The sequence below is a fragment of the Streptomyces sp. NPDC051214 genome, assembly GCF_040682375.1.
Classification (GTDB): domain Bacteria; phylum Actinomycetota; class Actinomycetes; order Streptomycetales; family Streptomycetaceae; genus Streptomyces.
The window spans coordinates 15361-36211 of record NZ_JBFBAT010000013.1 but is presented as its reverse complement, the minus strand read 5'-3'; the positions used below and the strand labels follow the sequence as shown (position 1 = coordinate 36211).

The window sequence follows — 20851 nt, the reverse complement described above, 5'->3', positions numbered from 1 at the left end:
CGCGTTGCTACGATGGATGGTATGGCGAAGAAGCAGATCAACGTGAGAGTCGACGAAGCCGTGTACGCCGGCATCGAGAAACGCGCCGCGGCCGCCGGAATGGAAGTCAACGAGTACGCCCGCCAGCTGGTCGCCGACGAGGCCAACGATCTGCGCCACCGTTTCCTCGTCGCGGGCGATCACTTCGCCGGCGAGTGGGCCGACCACTTCGAGGAGCGTTTCGGCGCCGACAGCCAAGGCGCTGCCCCCGCCCGCAAGTCGGGCCGCGCCGCGTGATCGTGCACATCGACCGGGCCTGGCTCCTGGACCTGGCCCACCGCAGCCTGCCCGCAGACCCGCAAGTGACCGACTTCGGCAGCCTGCAGGCCGCCGTCGCCCGCCACACCGACAAGGTGATGGACGTCTACGTCTACGCCGAACCGCACCACCGGGCCGCGGCCCTCATGCACCAACTGGTGCGCGTCCCCGCGCTAGAGGCACACAACAAGCTGTTCGCCGCCGTCGTTGCCGCCTCCTACCTGAGCGCGTCGGGATTGTTTGTCACCGTCGGCGCCAAAACGGCCGCCGACCTGGCAGAACGCATCGACCGCGATGCCCTGGACGTACGCAGCGCAGCCGCCGAGATCCGCTCCTGGACGCAGAACTGAGCGGCAGTGCTCCTCAAGCGCGCCGTCCGGGCATGCGGTGCACACTGCCTGCCTGGACGAGCGTCCGCTCTACAGCTTTGGGCACCCGTTGCCGAACACAGCGAGTCCTGCGCCCGGGGCGTGGTGCCGGAGCCCGGCCTATGGGGCTCCGGTGGGGTGGGTGGCGAGGACCACCTTGACGCCACAATTCCAAAACCTGCTGGTCAGGCAGGACATCGCAGGCGCCGAGGTCAGCAGGCGGGCGGCCTCCGTCCTTCGACGCGCGGACTACAAAGCCTGCCACGCTGTCGAGTGCGGGATCAACCGGCTCAAGCGCAACAGGGCCCGTGGCCCCGCGGTTCGACAAGCTGGCCGTGCGCTACCTGGCGGTAGTCCAGGTGGCAGCGATCAAGCGAGTGGCGGTAGTCGACCCCATACGATGCTGACCTGATCGGTTGCCGACCCTGCAAGGGGCCTGCGCGGCCGTCCTAGCCCCCTCCGCACTGTCACTGCTGACGACGACGTTCACCGACCCCGCCGAGCGCGGTAGGGCGTTTGGGATCTACGGGGCGCTCGCCGGTGGCGGCAGCACCATCGGGCTGCTGGGGGGGCGGGCTGCTCACCGAGTACGCGACCTGGCGCTGGCGCCTGTACGTCAACGTCCCTGTCGCGCTGGCCGCCCTCGGCGGCGCGCTGGCCATCCTCAAGGACCGCCCCGGCCAGCGCGGGGTGCGCCTCGATGTCCCCGGCGCGCTGCTCGCCTCCGGCGGGCTCGTAGCGATCGTGTACGCCTCCAGCGACGCCGAATCCGCAGGCTGGGCCGACCCGTTGGTCCTGACCCTGTTCGCGGCCGGTGTGGTCCTGCTCGCCGTCTTCGTGTGGTGGCAGTCCCACGCCAAGCATCCGATGCTGCCGCTGCACATCGTCAGGGACCGCACCCGAGCGGCGGCGTTCACGACGATGGGCCTGGCCACCGTCGCCATGTTCGGCGCCTTCCTGTTCCTGACCTACTACCTCCAGGCCATCCTGGACTACTCACCCCTACGGACCGGACTGGCATTCTTACCGATGTCCGTCACGATCGTCATCGGCGCGACGCAGATCGCCGCCCGGCTCCTGCCCCACACCGCCCCCCGCAACCTGATGGCCCCCGGCATGCTCCTCGCGGCCGGCGGCATGCTGCTCCTGACCCGCCTGAGTGTGAACTCCGATTACGCCACCGGGGTGTTGCCCGCGCTGGTGCTGCTCGGCCTGGGCATGGGACTGACGTTCATGCCGGTCTATGCAACGGCGACCGCCGGGGTCGCCCCGAAGGATGCCGGGGTGACGTCCGCGACGGTCTCCACCTTCCAGCAGATCGGCGGCTCCCTGGACACCGTCTGGTTGAACACGCTCGCCACCTCCGCCGCCACCCGCTACATCCACACCCACCCCTCTGGGGGCCGGGGCCTGGGGGAGGGCATGGTGCACGGCTTCACCGTCGCCGCCTGGTGGTCGGCGGGTGTCCTGCTCCTTGCGGCGTTGGTCGCGGCCATGGCCACGACGCCTGAGAGCTCCTAACGAAATGATCTGCGAGGTGGTGAGACCACTGCGGGCCGGATGGTGTTCCAGGGCACCGTGTTCGCACTCCACACCCAGACCGCCGGGGAGTACCTGCCGCAGGAACTCGGTTGCGGCTCCGGCATGACCTGCTGACGCCGCTTGGCCAAGTGGACCTTGTGGGCCGACGCGGGAGTGTGGCCCCGGCTGCACTAGGTCCTCCTCGCCGAGCTCCGCAGCGCGAACGCGCCGGACATGGCGGGCCGGGGCATGTGGCCCCCTGCCCCTTAACCGGCTGCCGCCCGGCGGCGCCCGGTGGTGATGCTTTGGAACGGAACACGGGGGGTCTCCCGGAGAGGTTCGAAAGGGCTGATGCCTGCCCACCGGCCTCGACCGGCTTGCCGACCACACCGGCCCGACCACGGTGAACAACAGGTCACGAAGAAGTGGTCGGGGTGCGGTAGCCGCTACCGCACCCCGACCACAGAGATCCGGCCGCCATGGGCGGCGCCGATGGTGAGGGATGCGCATCGTTCACAGGGCGGGCGATCAGGGGGCCATCGACCGTGGGCGGTGCGCAATCGCGTCGTAAGAGCTCGGCGCCGGCAGGGCGATGGCCGTTTGCGGGTGGTCGTCGTAGGGCTGACCGGCGAGTGCGCAGCCTGCCGGCCATCGCAGTCCACGCCCGGCAGCCGGGCCACCGTTGTCGGCTGCGCAATGCTGTGACCTGCGGCGGTTGGCCTGCCGGAGAGTGGTCGGGGCGATGACGGCACTCTGTGGTCGCCCTCTACCACCGCTCCTTCACAGGGCGAGCCCCCGCGGGCGGCCACTGCGCATGATTGCTCCAACTGCCCCCAGCATGCGGTCAGTCCGGCGGTGATGCCTGTGCACTGCGCAGCGCATCGCGGTGCGCATCGGAGCCCTTCATGAGGCTTGCCGCAGGGTGCGCAGCCAGGCGATGACACCGAGGTCGATGGCTGCGCGATGGGACGGCGCTGCGCAATCACCCCTCCGGCCGCTGCCGTTCGTCTTTAGCGATGCGGGCGGCGAGCATCGCTTGGTAGGCGGCCGGCCCTGGAGCGGATGGTCGGGACGACCACCCGCTCCAGGTGCGGTTGTGACTCTGTTGTGATGGTGGTCGGGGTGGGGTGGTCGAGGGCCCGGTCGGGGAGGCCGGGTTTCTTTCCGCCTATGCACCACACCAACTGCTCTCGTGAGCCGTCGTGGCCGGGCAGCGCGGCCAGACCGTGCCGCCGACGGCTCGACGCCCTCACGCCCGAAGCCGTGGCGGAGCCGCGACGATGACCGGCTGCGGAGCCAGGGTCCGGCGCGGAGAGATGGCCGGGGACCGTTTCACACAGATCGCCAACGCCTTCTTCAGGGACCCGCGGATCTCCTTCAAGGCGAAGGGAATCTTCGGGCTGATCTCGACGCACCGCGACGGCTGGCGCGTGAGCGTGGCCGAACTCGCCCGCTGCGGACCCGAGGGCCCCAGCGCGGTGCGCACGGGTCTGCAGGAGCTGGAGAGCTTCGGCTACCTCACGCGGACACGGCAGCGGCACCCGGACGGCACCCTGGGCGATGTCACGTACTGGATCACCGATGTTCCCGCCCATCTGTACGACCTGTTGGGCGACACCGCGTCCAGCGCCGACCTTATGCAACACAGCAGGTCGCAACCTGAATCAGGTTTTCCCACGCTGGATCACCCACCGCTGGGTGATCACCCTACTAAGAACACCAAGAACAAGAAGACCAGAGACCAGAACCCCAACTCCGTCCATCCGTCCGTCCCTAACGCGTGCGCGCGCGAGAGCGACGCGCCGCACGCGGAGCAGGCCGGACAGAGCCCACAACACCACAAGGCCCCCGCCCGCAGAGACAGCGTGCCTCCCTCGCCCGGCGAGCGCCTGCTCCTGACGATTGGCGCCGAGCACCCCGAGCTGCTGCTGACCGGGCAGGTACTCACCGACCAGGGCGTGGAAGCCCAGATCACGGCCTTGCTGGAAAAATACCCTCTTTCCCAGGTCCTGATCTCGACGCCGGGGATCGCGGTCAGGTCCGCCGCAGTTCTGCTGGTCACCGTCGGCGACGGCACTAGCTTCCCCACCGCCGCCCATCTGGCCTCCTACGCCGGCCTCGCCCCCACGCCCCAGTCGTCGGGAACCTCGACCCTTGGCGAGCACGCGCCCAGAAGCGGCATCCGGCAGCTCAAGGGAGCCATGTTCCTCTCCGCGTTCGCCGCTCTGCACGACCCGTCTCCCGCGCCTACTACGACCGCTGCCGCGCCAGAGGAAAGACCCACACGCAGGCCCTCCTCCGCCTGGCCCGACAGCGCACCAGCGTGCTTTTCGCGATGCTCCGCGACGGCGTCCTCTACGAACACCGACCTCTACGCCCCGCTTGACGGAGGAGATGGAGGCGCCCCCCGGGGCAGCACGCTGGCTACCGCCGCGCCAGTCAAGGGCGTTGGTCCACGCGAAGAACCTGCCCTTCCGACCCGCTCCAGGCCGAAGCATGCTGCGTGTTCCACGCGTTACGAAATTCCGCAACCCGTGTACTTCCTGCTTCGACTTTTGGAGGCAGATGGCAGCGAGCCTATCGCGCCGGCATCTGCCGAGCAGCGGGGCCCGCCTCCCGCCTGGATCGGCTATTCGTGGACGAAGTTGCTAGCGCCCAGCTCGTGCTGGGCCTTGCAGCATCCGATTGTGATGTCGCGATGTCCTGCTGGCCCCGTCCTGGGATGCCGCCGGTGTTGAGGGAGTATTGTGCCTAGGGTTTGGCACTGACCATTTGACCGGAGTATGAACGGCTGAGCTGGTCGGTCGGGACCGGCTTGCAGACCAGGTCGCCCCAACAATACGGAGGGTCTCAGGCGCCTAGTAGGACTCCGTCTGCTAGATGGTGCCGCCGCCGTCGACGGTGAGCACGGCTCCGGTGATGAAGTCTGCGTCGGGGCTCGCGAGGAAGGCGACGGCCGCGGCCACGTCTGCGGGGTTGCCGATCCTGCCCAGCGGCCGGTCGGCCGCCTCCGCGAGGAACTCCGTCTCCTGCTGGCCGAGCTGGCGGGCCTCTTGGGAGAGCATGGGGGTGCGGGTATCCCCAGGGGCGACGCAGTTGATACGGACCCCGGCGGGTCCATGGTCCAGCGCTATGGCCTGGGTCAGCATGACGACGCCGGCCTTGGCCGTGCAGTAGGCAGCGGCTTTCTCACCCGCGCGCAAGCCCCAGCCGGAGGCTACGGTGACGATGCGGCCCTGCCCGGCCCGTTCCATGTAAGGAATGACAGCCCTACAGACGAGGAACACCGAATCCACGTTGTCCGCGAGCGTGTTGTGCCAGGAGTCGAAAGACAGATCGGTGACGGTGCCGCGCTGAATACTGCCGGCGACACAGCACACGTCGGTGATGTTCCCTAGCGTATGCGTGACGTCCTCCACCATGTCTGCCACGTCGTACTCGTCCGCGAGGTCGCACTTGAAGGAGGTGGCGTGCCCGCCCGTCGCCCGGATGCGTGCGGCTACCGTCTCGGCCGCGGCGTCGCGGTCGACGACGGCGACGGCCGCGCCCTCGTCTGCCAGGCGTAGGGCGACCGCAGTGCCGATCCCGCCACCGCCTCCGGTGACCAGAGCCACCCGGCCGGGCCCGGCGCTCATCGCGGCTCTCCGCGGAGCGTGCCGTCGAACAGCTGGGTGAGCAGGGCTTTTTGGGTGTGCAGCCTGTTCTCGGCCTGCTGAAAGATCCTCGAGCGCGGGCCGTCCTTGACCTCCGCGTCGACTTCTTCGCCGCGGGTAGTGGGCATGCAGTCGAGGAACACAGCCTCCTCGCCATCGCTGGCCTGCCTCATCAGCGGTGCGGTCACCCGCCACCGGCCGGCGAGGCGGGTCCTGGCCTGGATCTCTTCCTGTCCGGTGAGCACTGCCGATTTCCAGCTCAGCGTGTACACCGCCGCACAGCCCTTCACGGCCTCCTCGAGGTTCTCGGTGAGGGTGATATCGCCTCCGGAGCGGGCCGCGATGGCCCGCGCAGAGCGGGTCACCTTCTCCCTCGGAGCGAAGCCGGGCGGGTGCGCGATGGTCGCGCGGTGCCCGAGCAGCGCCGCGGCCATCATCGAGGAGTGCAGCACTCCCGGGGTCTTCTGCCGGGGCGAGTACGACCAGACGTAGGCGATCCGACGACTCGCCGCGTCCGCTCCGAACAGCTCGCGCAGAGTCAGCAGGTCGGCGAGGACCTGGCAGGGGTGTTCCTCGTCGTCCAAGGCGTTGATGACGGGGATACGCGCCAGGTCGGCCATTTGGCGCAGCCGCTCGTGACCGGCGCCGGGCTCGTTCATGTCGTACCAGCGCACCACGAGTGCGTCGAGGTAGCGGTTGAGTACGCCGATGGTGTCCTCGATGGACTCCCGGTTCGCCAGGCGCAGCTCCTGTGTTCCGTAGGGGAGACTAACGGCGCCGAGCTGGGCGGCGGCGACCTGGAAGGAGACCCGCGTCCGGGTCGAGGGAACGTTGAAGAGCAGGCCGATGCAGCGCCCGGCCAGTGAGGTGCTGCTGCCTTCGCCCCGTTTGAGGGCTTCGGCGAGATCGAGCAGCGAGCGGATCTCCTCCGCGGACAGATCCTGGATGCGAAGGAGGTGTCTGGGGGTGATCACGGGAGAAGCCTCCTGCCGGAGTGTGGTGCCGACCTGCGTCACGCGGTCTGTTGGGCGCCGTCGGCGTCCCAGAGGGTGTCCATGGTCTCGTGGCTAATGCTCCTGGCCAGGTCGGCCCGGGACGCGTACCCCATGTTGATGATCAATCGTCGGCCTTGGGTCAGTGGGTAGACGCGGTGCAGCGTGGTGTCGGTGCGCATCAGGTACACGTCTCCGGCACTCAGCTCGTAGGAGTGGATGGGCCGGTCGATGAACTGCCGGTGGAGCTGGGGGTCTGCCTTGTTCCAGTGTGTCCGGGGCACGCTCTGGACGAAGCCGCCGTGTTCGACGGGCGGGCAGGCCACCACCCACACGACGGCGAAAGCGTAATCGTCCCAGTGCCATCCATGGGTGTCGCCGGACTGCCGCAGCTCTGTGATGACGTACTGCTCGGGCTCATAGGGGCACTCAAGAACCGGTTCGTCCGCGATGCGGCTCAATGCCGCCCGCAAGTGCGCGTGTTGGTATACGGCCGGGATGACGGAGCCGTGGGCACGGATGTCCTGATGGCGGACGTTGCGCATCCGCCGGGGGCTTCCTCCGGTCTCCTCGAAACTCATGTCACGCCGCACACCGCGAGTGTCGATGAGCGCCTCAATCTCGTCGGCGACGGCGTTCTTCGTGTCCTCCGGTGCCAGGAAGGAAACCTTGGCGAATCCGCCGGAGAGGAGGTCCAGCCGAGCCCGCTCCACCTGCTCTTCCTCGACATCGTGAACAAGGTGTCTCGACAAGGCCTGCACGGCGCGCTGCGCACGCCCGTCCGGGCGGCCCTCCGATTCTGGCCGGTCCATCTCACTCCCGAGTCGTACGTCGTTTCTACTCGTGGTCGTCGTGCAACTTGTCTGTTTCGGCGAGCGAAGACACATCTGACTGCGACTTCCTTTTGATGCCGCCTTCGTCGCCGACCTCGTTAAGCGAAACCTGCCTGGATGCCTTGGGGCGGATTCCTGCCGTCCACGCTCGATGCCCAAGGCCGGGTCCTCCGCTGCTGTCTGAGTGGACGCTCCCAGCCTGATACGGCCAGCGGACACACGCACGGGCACATGACGGTCATTACCCCATAGGGAACTCGTAGATAAGGGGTGCGGACCAGTGCGCTGTATTGACTGCCCCCGCCAGGCGGCGCACCGCAGGCGCTGAAGAGGACCCTCACCAGGACTACGCCGAACGGGCTGCGGTCCGTACCCGCCGTGCGGTGATCCAGGTGTTCTCGGGGGCCGCTCGGCTTCGCGCTTTGGTCGTTGCTCGGGGTGGTGCGCGCGGGCCCGCGTCGCCTCGTCGTCGGCTACAGCACCTGGCGCAGCCGCTCGCGCATAGCGTGCTGCTCGAAAGGGACGAGAATCATGTCCGACTTCCTGACCGACGGTTCCTCCGGACTCTCCGGCAACACTCTTGGCGGAGTGGTCTCCCCCCTCAAATCTCTCCTTGACGACGTGACTTCCGCTGGTGCAGGCGCAACCATTACCCAAGAGATGGTTGACAACGCGAACAAGGTCAAGCCCGCTGTAGACAAAGCCAACGGCTGACCTCACAGCCAGCGCGAGGCCACGACGGGCCTTGAGGGCGCGGGCGTAGTGCTGTTCGGCGTGGGCGCCTTGAAGGGCGGCAACGGTCGGTGTGGGCCATCGGTCCTCAGCGTGGCCGGCGCGGAAGCGGAGTGATGGATCGTGCCTCGTGCAGAGCGCTGCGCAGGCGGTCGTTGTCCACGCTGAAGCGCTGGATGGCCGCGAGGGCGAGTTCGAGCTGTTCGGTGAGGTCGCGTGTGTCGCGGCGCAGGCGCGCATTGTCGGTCTTCAGGCTGGTGGGGGCGGCGGCGCCGGTTGTCCTGCCCGTGGCCGTCGGGCGCGTCATGCCTGTCCGGAGGAGCCTGCTACTGAGTGCGCGCTTACGGATACAGGTTGGGTGTCAATTGCTCATGCCGCCATCGAGTACGTCGCGGCACTCCTCGGTAAAGGCAGCAATCAGCAGGCTGGTGTAGGGCTCTTGATCCTCGTAACTCTGAGGGAAGTCGGGCAAATCGTCCGAGGTTGACTCCGGTGCAGCCTTGTTCATCACGCGCCACAGCAGCTCTATGCCGCCCGGATGCGAGTGCTCAAATGCTCCGCGTAGTGACAACGCCAGGGCAATTGAAACACGCCTGGAACTCTCAGCTACCTGGGGAGGACCCTCCAGATCGACAATGCCCTGGTGCCGGATCGTCTCCTTCACTGCCTCGGTGACGGCTCTGAACAACTCGCCCTTCTTTGTGGGGGCATCTTCACCGAGGGTTGTGCCGATCGCCTCGAGAAGCGCCTCCTGAAGCTCCGCAGCCTCCGTAGCAGTTGCCAGATCCGAGAGTCTTTCCTGCGCCTCGCGCGCACAGTGAAGGAAACCTGCATAGGCCGTTCTCCGTACCTCCCGCCGCCAGTGCGCGTGCTGGCCTTGGTTCTGCTGCCGACCCGCTACGACGGAAGCTGTGACTGCCCCCGCCGCCCCCACCGCTGCGCCTAAAACGCCCGCTACCGCGCCGACGATCACAGTTCCGTCCATGCAGGTCATTGTGAGCGTTTCACGCTGCTATGACTCCTCCCTCGGTCCAGATCCGTCCGCATCCCGAATCGCTGAACGGGTGCGCAGGCCACATCGGGCAGCATTCACTGACAGCAGGTGAAGTGGCGTGGGCCCGACGGCCCGGCGGCTATCGCGCGATGCGTACCTTGACCGGCGTGTTCGGGCAGCGGGACGCGTTCTCGGCCAGGGCGGCCGCCTCACTGGGTCGATGGCAAGCTTCATGCGGGTCTTGATGGCGATCCACTGGCTCACGTATTCGCACCGGTTGTCCTCGGCCGGGGGCATCCAGGTGGAGGGGTCCTGGGCGGCCTTGCTGCGGTTGGACCGTGCCGTGACGGCGATCAACGCCCGCTCTTCTCCGAGGTCGTTGGCGTACGCCTGCCGCTCGGCCGCCCTCCAGTCCCGGGCGCCGCTGTCCCAGGCCTCCGCGAGCGGGATGCGGTGGTCGATGTCGAGGCCGGAGGGGCCTCGACGTACTGATCGTCGTACTCGGAAACCACCGGCCTCCGGTCAGCCTGCTCTTGGAGCTCGTGCGCTGGTAGCCGGTGCGGTCCTCGTCCTTGATGGTCAGGGCTTTGAGGGCGGCCTGGAGCGGCTGAGTGACGGTCTCTCCGGCCCTCGGTGCGGCATGGGGGCTGCTTGTGGCGTGGCTTGGGCGGTGGCGGCCGGGATGAGGAGGGCTGCGGTGGCGGTGAGCAGGATGACGGTGCGGGTGATGTCGGGCACGGGACTCCTCGAAGATCACAGAGAGTGTTCGTGATCTTCGTATCGAGTCGGTGCTCGCCGACGTGCCGTGAAGAGGACTCGTGTCAACCGCAACGGGCGGTAAGTCAGATCGGCCCGGGATATGGCGCAGTTGAACAACAGAGGTGTGGCCGCCACCGTCGGCCCCGCTGCCCACCGGGAGACAGTAGGCGCCGTTAGCCAGTTGTCCCTGCGCAGCGGCAGACCAGTCGTTGAACGATGCCTCGCGCTGCCGGACAGAGCTGGTCTGCCAGAGCGCACTGGCAAACTTTATGATCTTGGTGTGTCTCGAGTGACACGGCGTCGGAGCCTTCCTGGATAGCCCCGTTCACCGGGCTGAGCTGCGCTGCTTCGGCAAGTTGATGACCGTGGTGCGCCGTGAAGTCGCAGACGAGCCGCGACGTGGACGGTCGCGGAGCCTGCCGTTGGGAGACCGGGTGTTGCTGGTCGCGGCGTACTGGCGCACGAACTTGACCCTGCGCCAGCTCGCTCCGCTCTTCGGCGTCTCCAAGTCGGCGGCCAACCGGATCATCGACCATCTCGGGCCCAAGATCGCGCTCCGGCCGCGCAGGCGCTTCGCGAAGGACACCGTGCTCATCGTGGACGGCACTCTCGTTCCCACCCGTGACCACGCGGTGGCCGAGCAGTCGAAGAACTACCGCTATTCCACGAACCACCAGGTCATCATCGATGCCGACACCCAGCTTGTCGTGGTCGTCGGCCGGCCCCTGCCCGGCAACCGCAACGACTGCAAGGCATGGAAGGAGTCCGGAGCGAAGGACGCCGTCGGCAAGACGATGACCAGCGCCGACGGCGGCTACCCGGGAACCGGCCTGGTGATGCTCCCACCGCCGCCGAGCAGGTAAAGAACTAACCGACTGGCAACAGGCGCACAACACCTCCCACAAGCAGGTCCGGGCTCGCGTCGAGCACGCCTTCGCCCGAATGAAATGCTGGAAGATCCTGCGTGACTGCCGTCTCAAGGGCGACGGCGTCCATCACGCCCTACTCGGCATCGCCCGCCTGCACAACCTCAACCTCGCTGGATAAGCGGCAGGACCCCGCGACGATCGGCTGCACCCCGACCACAGCGAAGATCATTTACGGGAGAACCCTGAGGCATGGAGTACGGCCCTGATGACGTGATCGAGCGAGCCGCCCCCGAGCCCCCGTTCGAGCAGCTCGCGGGCATCCTGCGCGTGCGTATTGCTCGGTGAGACTGGAAGCCCCGGCGGCCTATCTCGTCGGGAACCCGGCTGTGTGATGAGTTGGGGTTGTCCCGCCCGGACCGTGCGCCGTGCGATTGCTGCCGTGGTCGCCGGAGATCTGCTCTTCGTTGTCCCGCAGCGCGGCACGTACGTTCAGGTGCAGGGCGAGGCCGAGGGCGACGGCAGCGAATAGCGCCCCGCGGTCACGACCGGTAGCGCGCCACGGTGTACGCGGTCGGTCCGGTGAGCGTCCCTGGCCCGGACTCGTCCACCATGTCGACCACCTCGAAGCCTCCTCCTGCCGCGTAGTGCTCCAGCTCGCGGGGGAACAGGACCCGGCGCCTGATCACGTCCCGCGCTTCGTGGCCAGACTCGAATGTCCACAGCCGGTGCATGGTGTTGATCTGCGTCCGTAGATCCCACTCGTAGTGAACGGTGACCGTGGCTCGTGTGTCTGAGGTCTCGACGGTGGCGGTTGCGGGCTCTGTCTGGGTGATCGGCGATACGGGGGAGCAGAGCACGAGGACCGCGCCGGGGCGCGCGTGCGCCGCGAATGTCGCGAACACGTCCTGCACCGCGTTGTTGTCGTGCACATAGGCCAGCGAGTTGCCCAGGCACGTCACAGCGTCCACGCGGCGGCCGAGCCGGTACGCGCGCATGTCGCCGGTCCGGATATCGAGGCCGGGGCGGGCGCGGCGTGCGTGCGCGACCATGCGTTCCTGTAGATCCACGCCGACGCACTCGAACCGCTTCGCAAGGATCTCCAGGTCTCGCCCGGTGCCGCATCCGAAGTCGACCAACGTGGCAGCGTCCGGACGGTGCTGGTCGATCAGCGCTTGGCACGTCCCCGCGGCATCGCTGTCCGCCTGCACGGCGTCGTAAAGGGCTGGGTCCCGGTAGAAGAGGTTGGTAGCTTTCATGGCGCTCGGCCTCCGCGTCGGTGCTGCTCATGCGAGGGCCCGCAGCCCGATCTCCAGGGCGAGTGTGTCGCAGAGCAGGTCGGGCACTGTGGGCACGCGTTCGGCGCGCTCGCGGGCCACAGCGAGCGCCTTGGGGTCAACGTAGCCGAGATCGACGAGCAGGGATTCCCGCAACATTCCATCCAGGAGGGGGAGTCCGTACGTGCGCAACCCCGCTTCCATGACCGCCAGGAAGTTCTCAGGCTCCGCAGGCGAGGTGACGGACTCGGGCAGACCTGCGCGTCGTAGCCGTTGGCGGAACAGGGCCTTACCCCGCTTGTGCTCTGTGGGGAGCTGTTCCATGAAGCGCACGATGCGGGGATGCACCAGCGGGTTCACGGGCCAGACTCCGACCCGCAGATATCCGGGATTGTGAAGCCCGCTCGCCATGAGGGCCGGCAGGGGCAGAACCGGGATGGGGGCTAGGTTGTCGTCCACGTCGGCGACCGCTTCCCTTCCCCGGCTCGCGAGCCAGGGAACCGGCTCGGGTGTGGGGAGTTCGGCCGTTGTTCGGGAGTGACAGGCGTTGATCTCGTCCCCGCCGGCCCCGGTGAAGATGACCTCGCAGCCCCGCGCCGCCACCTGTTGACGCACCACATCGAACGCCTCTTGGTAGAACGCCCCCGCGGGGTCATGGGGTGTGCCGAGGGCGCGCACCCCACCGGGCACGAACGGCGGATGCTGCATGGCGGGAACAGCCGTGTCTCGGAAGCCGAGATGGTCGACCAGCGCCCGCCGCCGCTCGCGCTGCTGGGCGCCGATGGCTCCGCCCATGAGCAGCCCGAAGCTGTAGGTATGGCCGTACCCGGCGGCACCTACGGACAGGGCGACGTTGCCCGAGTCCGCTCCGCCTGAGAGTTCGACGCCTACGCATCCGGTCGCCACCGGGGCTTCCTCTACGGCCTCGTTCAGCAGCGCGTCGAACACGACCAACGGGTCTACTCCGCGGCGCAGGGGCCGGGGCTCCAAGACATGCTCGGCGGGCTGCGGGTAGATCATGGCGAGCCCCGACGAGGTGAACACGGCCGAGGCGCGTTCAGTGAGTCGGTGCACCCCTTCAAACAGCGTGTCGGCGGTGTACCGGTGCTGCCTGGTCAGAGCTCGGGCTACCGCGCGCGGTACGAGTCGGTCGGGCCGCAGGTGCTGGTGCAAGTCGGCGAGGTCCCACGACGCGTGCAACACGTCGCCGACCGCCACGAAATACAGCGGAGCAGTGCCGAACACACCCGCGGAGAGTCGCACCTCGCCAGGCGTGATCACGACCGCCGCGAATTCTGGTTCGTCGCCCTTGAGCTCCCTCACCGTAAGGGTCACTCGCTGCGGATCGTCATTGTTGAGCACAGCGACGAGAGCCGACACGTTCGCGGGCGCGATCCAGCTTTCCTCGCTACTCCATCGGCCGTTTTCCCAACGCCAGCTCGACGACTCAAGGTCCGCCAGGCGGAGACGTAACGAAAGCACGCGGTTGCCTCTCTCACGGGCACGGCGGGGCGAGGCCCGGGCAGCCTCGCCCCGCCGCACATCAGGGACGGCTCACTTGGTGGAGCAGTGATCGCCGTTGTTGTCGCCGCCGCCGGGCATCTTGTCCATCAGCGCAGCGTCCATCGCGGGAACCCCGGTGATCAGGTCTCCGGTGAACAGGTCGTCAACGTTCATGGCGTTGCTCTCCTAAGGTTGAAGCAGACCCCGCGGCAGTTGCCGCGGAGGTGGCCCGTCCGGCTGTCGACCGTCACAGCAGGCAGCCGGACGGGGGCCTATCGGTGGCCGTGCTGCCGCGGTGGCAGCACTGCCCCTTGGCGAGGCACGCCCCACGGCTCCAGGACGGGGGCGGGCTTGGACGCGTCCGACTCGCGCGGGGTGTCCTCGTGGTGGTCAACGCACATGGCTTGTCCTCCGTCGGCCTGACACGGGCGTGATCAGCGATGATGTGCCCAGTCGTCTGCGCGGGGCCCATCCACAAGACTCGGGCCTCGCTCCTTCCGCACCAGCCCCAGCAGGACCCGGTGATCCAGTGGTTGCCGTCGTCGGTCCTGGCCGGGGCAGGCGTGCCGGTCACGTCGGGGTGCAAGACGCCTGAGAGGGGAGTGATCACGCTGCGCCCCCTCGCCACATCACCCACGGCCGTTGGAGGACCTCCGCGTACCTGATGTGGTGGGGGCGTTCTCGCATGTGGTCGAACGTCCAGTCGCATGCAACAGTGAAATTCTCGGACTCCTCCGATTCCGCCCCGCAAGGCTTGCCGTCCTCGTCCCGTGTGAGACACCGGAAGGCGTACGTCGTGGGCGGTGCATCAGCGTCACGGTGCGGCCTGATGGTCCAGCGCCCCGAGGTTCGGCGCGTCATGACAGCACTCCGCAGCTTCGCGTGTTGGCCGACTCGACCTTCGCCCACAGGTCCGGGTGAGCCTCGCTCATCGGCTGATCTGCCTTGGCCGGCTCTCGCTCCACATCCGGGGATCTCTCGTCGCCGACCCCGGATTCGAGCCGCGTCGCTTCGTCGTCCGTGACCATGCGGATTCCCTGTACCTCGGCGGTGATCTCTCCTGGTTCTAAGCAACCGCACGACTACGCGCGGCGGTACCGTTGGCGCAGAACGGCGGCTTTAGAGCGTTTAAAGCGCCTACGGGCGCGGGGAGTTGAGCAGCTATGCCGAATGAGCCCCTGCAACGCCTGTTCGCAGAAAGCGGCTGGACCCTGAGCCAGTGCGCCCGCGCAGTGAACCGGGTCGGGGCGGAGGATGCGACGCCGCTCAAGTACAACGGTTCTGCGGTCCACCACTGGTTAGGCGGGACGACGCCCCGCAGCGCGGCCGTGCGCCGATTCGTCGTCGAGGCGTTCGCGCGCCGCCTGCGCCGACCCGTGACCCATGCAGAGGCCGGTTTCCCAGCTCCAGCCGATCAAGAGCAACGACCGCCGCTTACGGTGGAAGGGCTGATCGAGCTTGGGAGGCAAGACATGGACCCGTCCCGACGGAGCGTTCTCGGGGCCAGTCTCTTCTCTGTCGCGCTCACCATCCCCGGATGGCCGGACGTGATCGGACGTGCCGAAGCGGTCACGATGGGCCGGACCCAACGCATCGGCATGAGCGACGTCGACATGGTCATCGCCATGACCGAGCGAGTTTCCGACTTGGACGACGAGTTCGGCGGTCGCTACGCGCGCCCCATGGCCGCCGCATTCCTCGTCAACACGGTCGCGCCCGCGCTCCTGGCCGACGGGCCCGAGCACGTGCGGGACGCGATGAAATCCGCCGCTTCCGATCTCTGCTACCTCACGGGCTACATGGCCGTGGATGAGGGCTTGCACGGCCTCGCACAGGGCTACTACCTCAAGGCGTTGGAACTGGCCGGAGCCGCAAAGGACCACCTCACCTACTGCACCACGTTGCGGGGCATGAGCGTTCAGGCGGTCGACCTCGGCCACGGACAGACAGCCATGCGCCTCGCCGACTCCGCCGCAGCAGCATCACCACAAGCGGGCCCCCGGATGCGCGCCTTCCTCGCCGGGCAACAGGCCCACGCGTCCGCGCAGATCGGCGACCGAAACAACGCGCTGGTGTACCTGCAGGAAGCCGAGACAGCCATGGAGAAAGCCGAGTCCCGCGCCACGACATTCGCCTCGTACAACCCGTCGTCGCTCCTGTACCACGTCGGACAGATCCGGTATGAACTCGGCGACGTGAAGGGGTCGATCGAGTCCCTACAGGAGTCGGACAACCTTCGTAATCACACCTTCCGCCGCAACCGCGTCCGCTTCCTGTCCATCCAGGCTGAGCGGCAACTCGAACTCGGCCACCTGGAAGCGGCGTGCGACACGTGGGGCAAGGTCGTGGAGATCTACCCGCACGTGGAATCCGGGCAGTGCGACACCCGCATGAACACGATGTACCGACGCATCCGCCCGTACCTCAAGAACCATCACGCTCGCGCCCTGTACGAGCGGGCAAGGCTCGTGACGCCAGCACGGCTGCTCGCCTGACTGGAGGGCCCTCGATGGCGGGCGGGGTCGGCGCGACCCTGGTCACCGGCGGGCTCGCCGGGTTCTACCGGTGTGGCCGGCGCTCGGGAAGTCGTGTGATCGCGGCGCTCACTGCCAGCCCGAGCGTGACACCGGCAGCCCAGGCGATGCTCTGCGCCCAAGCCTCGTCGAGGGAGCCGGGCAGGACGGTGCTGGTGAGCCGGCTGGTAGCCCACAGGACTGTTACCGCGGTCAGTGCGGCCGGCCAGCGGTGGCGTACCCCGTCGATGATGTCGCCGTAGAAGAGGAGCAGCAGCGCCATGGCGAACATTGCGTCCCAGCCGAGCGCGGTGAGCCCGGCCCCGACGGCCAGCGCGCACAGCCAGAGCCCCGTCAGTTGCCGGGCGAAGGCGGGCGGCTGGTGTCTTGCGGCACGCGGGGGCCCAAAAAACCGCGTGAGGTGCTGGATGATCGCGTACTTGTGCATGGCTGGGTCCCGATCCCCCGGGGTGGCCGGCTTGTGCCGGCGCTCAGTAGTGGGACGCACGGGAGCGGGACGCGGTTGTGAAGTGATGCAGCAGGTAATCGTCGCGGCACGCTGGTGGATGCGATCACTTCGTTGGTGACGCGGGCACGACTATGTCAGACACCCTGAATCTGGTCGACGCCCCGTCAAAGCCGACCCAGGTGGGTTACGCCTACGCCTTGGCCGTCTGTCGGCGGCCGATCTGTCTCCGCAGGAATCGGCGCTCCTGGTACCGGCGCAGCAGCTGCCACCGTTTCGTGGCGTACGCGAGGTCCTCGCGGCAGGCCTCGAGGTAGGCGAGCTGGGCGGCGACCACCGCCTTGGCCTGCCGCTGCAAGCGCGCACCGTCCCTCTCGTCCAGCTCCAGGCCGCGGCGACCAGGCCCTTGGCAGCAGCGATAACGGGCACGGTGTCGCACCGTCGCACGCCGTGGAGATGACCCAGTGTTCGCTGCTGAGTTCCCACCACTGAGGAAGCGGGCCCAGCAGCACCTTGTCCGCTGCCCTTCCGGCCTCCCGTCGCAGGCTGGCGATCTGGTAGAGGTAGCCGAACGAGCGGGTCGCAGCATTCAGCCGCCGCCGTCGGGCCCCGGAATCACTGGGTTCATTAAACGCCCGCCGCCCCTGTCGTCATCCGATCGTTTGACGTCGGGAGGGCGTGAAACGGCTAGTCCGTCGACCTTCCTGTCTGATTCCCGCCAGAGCCGCAGGGCGTCGCCGGATACATTCGTGATGAATGTCCACTGAGTAGCGGTTTGGAGATAAATGTGACTACACGTGACTTGCTCGCTGCGGCCGCAGCACACGCCGCCGACTTCCTGGAGGGTCTTGACCAGCGTCCTGTACACGCGACGGCTACGCTGGCTGACCTGCGCACAGCACTACACCGCCCGCTGCCGGACAGGCCGGAGGCGGCAACAACGGTCCTTGATGAGCTGGTATCCGATACGGCCGGGGGACTGCTCGGCAGCGCCGGGGGACGATTCTTCGGATGGGTGATCGGCGGCGTTGTTCCGGCTGCCCTGGCCGCAGACTGGCTGACAGCGACGTGGGATCAAAACGCTGCGCTGTACACGTGCGGCCCCGCCGAGGCAGTGATCGAGGAGATCACCGGGGAGTGGCTCAAGGAACTTCTCGGGCTGCCCAGTTCTGCCTCCTTTGCCTTCACCACCGGAACGCAGATGGGCCACCTGACCGCGTTGGCCGCCGCACGCCATCACCTGCTGGCGTCTCGCGGGTGGGACGTTGAACGGCAGGGCTTGTCCGGCGCGTCGGCAGTACGCGTATTGACCTCGGGTCTGGAGCACGCCTCCATCCAGCGTTCCGTGCGGCTACTGGGTATGGGGACCGACGCGCTGGTGGCAGTAGGACACGATGAGAACGACCGCATCGACCTGGCTGAACTGGAAAGAACGCTCGATGAGCATGCCGACGCCGCGACCGTCGTGTGCTTGGGGGCCGGGGAGATCAACACCGGAAGCTTTGACGACTACACCCGGGCATGCCAGCTTGCGCACGCCTACGACAGTTGGGTTCACGTCGACGGCGCGTTCGGACTCTGGGCCGCGGTCAGTCCACTCCACCGTCATCTGGTGACCGGTCTGGAGCTCGCGGACTCGTGGACCACCGACGCCCATAAATGGCTCAATGTGCCTTTCGATTCCGGGCTGGTGTTCGTCGCGCACCCGAAGGCACACCGCGCGGCCATTTCCACTCGAGCGAGCTATCTCGTGCACGCGGACGACGCCAACCCCTCTAAGAGCTCCGGCCCGCCGGCACGTGATCAGATCGATTGGAACCCCGAATGGTCGCGCCGCGGCCGTGGCGTGGCTGTCTACGCTGCCCTGCGTGCTCTGGGGCGACAGGGCATTGCCGAAACAGTGGAGCGCTGCTCTCGCCTGGCCCACCGCCTCGTCACGGAGATCGGCGCTCTGCCCGGTGCCGAGGTCATCGTGGTCCCCCAGATCAATCAGGGCCTGGTACGTTTCCTTGCCCCTGACGGCAGCCACGACCAGCACACCGACACCATGATTGACCGCATCCAGGCCACTGGCCAGGCCTGGTTCGGCGGCGCCACTTACCGGGGAATGCGCGTCATGCGTGTCTCGGTCGTCAACTGGGGAACTACTGACAGCGATGTCGACCGCGCCGTGACGGCCGTTCGTGACGTCCTCACACGGGCACTTCACGAGCCCGAAGAAGGCCGCGCCTGAATTGCCCAGGGTCGACGCGCCGGGGCTGATCTAAAGGTTGTCCGTAAGTGATCTTGCCGTGGGATGATCTTGGCCGTGGCTGGTGTGATCACGGCGTCGGAGCCGTCCTGGATAGCCCCGTTCGCCGGACTGAGCCCGCGCGCCTTCGGCAAGTTGATGAGGCAGCTGCGCCGCGAGGGCGGCGACCCGCCGGGCCGTGGCAGGCCGTGGAAGCTCTCCCTGGAAAACCGGGTGCTACTGGTGGCCGTGTATTGGCACACCAACTTGACTCTGCGCCAACTCGCGCCGCTCTTCGGAGTGTCGAAGTCCACCGCCGATCGCGTCATCGACCATCTCGGCCCCAGGCTCGCGCTTGCCCCGCGTAGGCGATTCGCCAAGGACGCGGTGCTGATCGTGGACGGGACACTGGTACCCACCCGCGACCACCAAGTTGCCGAGCAGTCGAAGAACTATCGCTACTCGACGAACCACCAGGTGGTTATCGACGCCGACACCCGCCTGGTTGTGGTAGTCGGCCGGGCCCTGCCCGGCAACCGCAACGACTGCCGGGCATGGGAAGAATCCGGGGCCAAGGCCGCCGTCGGCCGGACAACCACGATCGCCGACGGCGGCTACCCCGGAACAGGTCTCGTCATCCCGCACCGTCGGCCCCGAGGCGGCGAACTGACCGACTGCAGGCCGAACACAACCACGACCACAAACGGGTTCGCGCCCGCGTCGAGCACGCCTTCGCCCGGATGAAGACCTGGAAGATCCTGCGCGACTGCCGCCTGAGAGGCGACGGTGTGCGCCACGCGATGCACGGCGCTGCCCGCCTACACAACCTCGCCCTCACGGGATGACTCCCGCCGCATGCGGGACCTGAGAGGTCCCCGAAGACGGCTCCCCACCTCGTAGTCTCAGAGGAGAATCAGCCCAGGCAGAACTCGTTGCCCTCGATGTCCTGCATCGTGATGCACGACTCGTTGACGCCATCGGCGCGCTGCGTCAGCACGTGCTTCGCTCCGAGCGCCATCAGCCGTGCGCATTCGGCCTCAAGTGTGGCCAGGCGCTCGTCACCCACGAGCCCGGCGCCGGCCCGCACACAGAGATGCACCCGGTTCTTGACGACTTTGCCTTCGGGAACTCGCTGGAAGAGCAGGCGCGGGGCCACACCCGAGGGATCAGTACACGCGAAGTAGATCTCGTCCTCAGGCGGCAGCGAGTGGTGGTATTCCTCCCACGTGGCAAAGCCCTCTGGGACCGTCGGTACGACGTACCCCAGCACCTCGCACCAGAAGGCGGCGAGGCGCGCAGGTTCCGCGCAGTCGAAGGTCACTTGGAACTGCTTGATCGCTGACATCGGCGCACGATAACAGGGGCCCTGCTCCTCTCCCTGGGCGGGTGGATCCACACGTTGCCGGGAGGACGGCCCCTGCCATCCGCTGCTGGGATGAACGTGTGTGGGTGGAGACGTTCACGGGGCTGTCGATGGAGCAGTTCGGGCGGCTGCTCAGGACCGTCGCGGCCCGCTACTACGACCCCAACATCGGCCGCTTCAACAGCCCCGACCCCTCCGGCCAAGAGAAGAATCCCTACCTCTATGCCGAAGGCGACCCCGTCAACCGCATCGATCCCAACGGATTGCTCTCGATTGGCGATGCGCTTGGTTATGGGGCTAGCAGCTGCCGTTACGGCACCTACCCTGGGCGTGGGGCTCGGCCTCGCAGCACTAAGCACTGGATTGGAAGTAGCCGGTGGATCGCGAACGGCGATAGTGCCTCGAAGATCGCAGGCGGGGCCATGGTGAATCTCGTGGGCGCGAAGGTAGGAGTCGGCGCGGACCTGCTGAAAGCCAGTAAGAC

18 protein-coding genes and 6 pseudogenes are annotated in these 20851 nt (G+C 67.4%); 11 read left to right on the top strand and 13 right to left on the bottom strand.

All coding sequences use genetic code 11. From position 1 onward, the window contains the following. Positions 1-21 precede the first annotated feature (21 nt). From AB0M70_RS30540 to AB0M70_RS30520, 5 genes and pseudogenes are all read left to right on the top strand, one after another. Positions 22-276: a hypothetical protein gene (locus tag AB0M70_RS30540; RefSeq protein WP_365824878.1), complete on the top strand. Its 255-nt coding sequence runs from the start codon at positions 22-24 to the stop codon at positions 274-276. Further along, positions 273-647: a fic family toxin-antitoxin system, toxin component gene (locus AB0M70_RS30535; protein ID WP_365824876.1), complete on the top strand. Its 375-nt coding sequence runs from the start codon at positions 273-275 to the stop codon at positions 645-647. Before AB0M70_RS30540 ends, AB0M70_RS30535 begins: the two co-directional genes overlap by 4 nt. A gap of 443 nt (positions 648-1090) precedes the next feature. Further along, a pseudogene (locus tag AB0M70_RS30530) lies at positions 1091-2186 on the top strand (MFS transporter); the annotation flags it as partial. A gap of 93 nt (positions 2187-2279) precedes the next feature. Further along, positions 2280-2378, top strand: a pseudogene (locus AB0M70_RS30525) (IS5/IS1182 family transposase); the annotation flags it as partial. Positions 2379-4144: 1766 nt separating this feature from the next. Continuing rightward, a pseudogene (locus AB0M70_RS30520) lies at positions 4145-4572 on the top strand (transposase); the annotation flags it as partial. 490 nt (positions 4573-5062) lie between these two features. Here AB0M70_RS30520 and AB0M70_RS30515 read toward each other — a convergent pair. From AB0M70_RS30515 to AB0M70_RS30505, 3 genes are read right to left on the bottom strand one after another with little or no spacing between them, the layout of a single operon-like run. Then, positions 5063-5821, bottom strand: a complete 759-nt coding sequence (locus tag AB0M70_RS30515; protein ID WP_365824874.1) for an SDR family NAD(P)-dependent oxidoreductase — start codon at positions 5819-5821, stop codon at positions 5063-5065. Beyond that, complete coding sequence (locus AB0M70_RS30510; protein ID WP_365824872.1) at positions 5818-6813, bottom strand: ornithine carbamoyltransferase; 996 nt, start codon at positions 6811-6813, stop codon at positions 5818-5820. Before AB0M70_RS30510 ends, AB0M70_RS30515 begins: the two co-directional genes overlap by 4 nt. Before the next feature lie 38 nt (positions 6814-6851). After that, the gene (locus AB0M70_RS30505) at positions 6852-7544 is read right to left on the bottom strand and encodes an ArpA protein (protein ID WP_365824870.1); all 693 of its coding nucleotides are present in this window, start codon (positions 7542-7544) and stop codon (positions 6852-6854) included. A gap of 651 nt (positions 7545-8195) precedes the next feature. Between AB0M70_RS30505 and AB0M70_RS30500 the strand changes: the two genes are divergently transcribed. Then, positions 8196-8378 carry a hypothetical protein gene (locus AB0M70_RS30500; RefSeq protein WP_365824868.1) on the top strand — a complete coding sequence of 61 codons (183 nt, stop codon included), beginning with the start codon at positions 8196-8198 and terminating at the stop codon, positions 8376-8378. Positions 8379-8484: 106 nt separating this feature from the next. On the opposite strand, the gene AB0M70_RS30495 is transcribed toward AB0M70_RS30500, so the two are convergent. The 3 genes from AB0M70_RS30495 to AB0M70_RS30485 are packed head-to-tail and all read right to left on the bottom strand — an operon-like array spanning position 8485 to position 9840. Then, positions 8485-8703: a hypothetical protein gene (locus tag AB0M70_RS30495; RefSeq protein WP_365824866.1), complete on the bottom strand. Its 219-nt coding sequence runs from the start codon at positions 8701-8703 to the stop codon at positions 8485-8487. Positions 8704-8757: 54 nt separating this feature from the next. Then, positions 8758-9381 (bottom strand): hypothetical protein, encoded by a 624-nt coding sequence (locus tag AB0M70_RS30490; RefSeq protein WP_365824864.1) that lies wholly within the window; start codon positions 9379-9381, stop codon positions 8758-8760. Between the two features lie 27 nt (positions 9382-9408). Then, positions 9409-9840, bottom strand: a complete 432-nt coding sequence (locus AB0M70_RS30485; protein WP_365825302.1) for an HNH endonuclease family protein — start codon at positions 9838-9840, stop codon at positions 9409-9411. Positions 9841-10464: 624 nt separating this feature from the next. Here AB0M70_RS30485 and AB0M70_RS30480 point away from each other — a divergent pair. Beyond that, a pseudogene (locus AB0M70_RS30480) lies at positions 10465-11196 on the top strand (transposase). 361 nt (positions 11197-11557) lie between these two features. Here AB0M70_RS30480 and AB0M70_RS30475 read toward each other — a convergent pair. The 4 genes from AB0M70_RS30475 to AB0M70_RS30460 all read right to left on the bottom strand — a co-directional run bounded on the left by AB0M70_RS30475 (position 11558) and on the right by AB0M70_RS30460 (position 14823). After that, entirely contained in the window at positions 11558-12274 is a 717-nt protein-coding gene (locus AB0M70_RS30475; protein ID WP_365824862.1) for a methyltransferase domain-containing protein, read from the bottom strand. 27 nt (positions 12275-12301) lie between these two features. Then, a complete protein-coding gene (locus tag AB0M70_RS30470; protein WP_365824860.1) occupies positions 12302-13627 on the bottom strand; it encodes an asparagine synthase-related protein in 1326 nt (441 codons plus the stop codon). Positions 13628-13846: 219 nt separating this feature from the next. Further along, a complete protein-coding gene (locus AB0M70_RS30465; RefSeq protein ID WP_365824858.1) occupies positions 13847-13969 on the bottom strand; it encodes a hypothetical protein in 123 nt (40 codons plus the stop codon). A 683-nt stretch (positions 13970-14652) separates the two neighbouring features. After that, positions 14653-14823 (bottom strand): hypothetical protein, encoded by a 171-nt coding sequence (locus AB0M70_RS30460; RefSeq protein WP_365824856.1) that lies wholly within the window; start codon positions 14821-14823, stop codon positions 14653-14655. 135 nt (positions 14824-14958) lie between these two features. Here AB0M70_RS30460 and AB0M70_RS30455 point away from each other — a divergent pair, with 135 nt between their 5' ends. Further along, positions 14959-16290, top strand: a complete 1332-nt coding sequence (locus AB0M70_RS30455; protein WP_365824854.1) for a tetratricopeptide repeat protein — start codon at positions 14959-14961, stop codon at positions 16288-16290. Between the two features lie 64 nt (positions 16291-16354). Here the strand turns inward: AB0M70_RS30455 and AB0M70_RS30450 are convergent, their stop codons facing one another. Together AB0M70_RS30450 and AB0M70_RS30445 are read right to left on the bottom strand one after the other, a co-directional pair. Then, positions 16355-16756 carry a hypothetical protein gene (locus AB0M70_RS30450; protein WP_365824852.1) on the bottom strand — a complete coding sequence of 134 codons (402 nt, stop codon included), beginning with the start codon at positions 16754-16756 and terminating at the stop codon, positions 16355-16357. A gap of 211 nt (positions 16757-16967) precedes the next feature. Continuing rightward, positions 16968-17132 carry a hypothetical protein gene (locus AB0M70_RS30445; RefSeq protein WP_365824850.1) on the bottom strand — a complete coding sequence of 55 codons (165 nt, stop codon included), beginning with the start codon at positions 17130-17132 and terminating at the stop codon, positions 16968-16970. A gap of 429 nt (positions 17133-17561) precedes the next feature. On the opposite strand from AB0M70_RS30445, the gene AB0M70_RS30440 reads away from it, so the two are divergent. Beyond that, positions 17562-19007, top strand: coding sequence for a pyridoxal-dependent decarboxylase (locus tag AB0M70_RS30440; RefSeq protein ID WP_365824848.1), 1446 nt, complete (start codon positions 17562-17564; stop codon positions 19005-19007). A 75-nt stretch (positions 19008-19082) separates the two neighbouring features. Next, positions 19083-19849 (top strand): annotated as a pseudogene (locus AB0M70_RS30435) (transposase). A 68-nt stretch (positions 19850-19917) separates the two neighbouring features. On the opposite strand, the gene AB0M70_RS30430 reads toward AB0M70_RS30435, so the two are convergent. Then, on the bottom strand, positions 19918-20349 hold the full coding sequence (locus tag AB0M70_RS30430; protein WP_365824846.1) for a VOC family protein: 432 nt from the start codon (positions 20347-20349) through the stop codon (positions 19918-19920). A 41-nt stretch (positions 20350-20390) separates the two neighbouring features. Between AB0M70_RS30430 and AB0M70_RS30425 the strand changes: the two are divergent. Further along, positions 20391-20648 (top strand): annotated as a pseudogene (locus tag AB0M70_RS30425) (RHS repeat-associated core domain-containing protein); the annotation flags it as partial. Between the last annotated feature and the right edge of the window lie 203 nt (positions 20649-20851).

Coding starts and splice junctions, on each gene's coding strand:
- AB0M70_RS30430 (WP_365824846.1), bottom strand. CDS start 20,349: ATGTCAGCGATCAAGCAGTTCCAAGTGACCTTCGACTGCGCGGAACCT.
- AB0M70_RS30465 (WP_365824858.1), bottom strand. CDS start 13,969: ATGAACGTTGACGACCTGTTCACCGGAGACCTGATCACCGGGGTTCCC.
- AB0M70_RS30515 (WP_365824874.1), bottom strand. CDS start 5,821: ATGAGCGCCGGGCCCGGCCGGGTGGCTCTGGTCACCGGAGGCGGTGGC.
- AB0M70_RS30460 (WP_365824856.1), bottom strand. CDS start 14,823: ATGGTCACGGACGACGAAGCGACGCGGCTCGAATCCGGGGTCGGCGAC.
- AB0M70_RS30475 (WP_365824862.1), bottom strand. CDS start 12,274: ATGAAAGCTACCAACCTCTTCTACCGGGACCCAGCCCTTTACGACGCC.
- AB0M70_RS30450 (WP_365824852.1), bottom strand. CDS start 16,756: ATGCACAAGTACGCGATCATCCAGCACCTCACGCGGTTTTTTGGGCCC.
- AB0M70_RS30490 (WP_365824864.1), bottom strand. CDS start 9,381: ATGGACGGAACTGTGATCGTCGGCGCGGTAGCGGGCGTTTTAGGCGCA.
- AB0M70_RS30495 (WP_365824866.1), bottom strand. CDS start 8,703: ATGACGCGCCCGACGGCCACGGGCAGGACAACCGGCGCCGCCGCCCCC.
- AB0M70_RS30540 (WP_365824878.1), top strand. CDS start 22: ATGGCGAAGAAGCAGATCAACGTGAGAGTCGACGAAGCCGTGTACGCC.
- AB0M70_RS30455 (WP_365824854.1), top strand. CDS start 14,959: ATGCCGAATGAGCCCCTGCAACGCCTGTTCGCAGAAAGCGGCTGGACC.
- AB0M70_RS30500 (WP_365824868.1), top strand. CDS start 8,196: ATGTCCGACTTCCTGACCGACGGTTCCTCCGGACTCTCCGGCAACACT.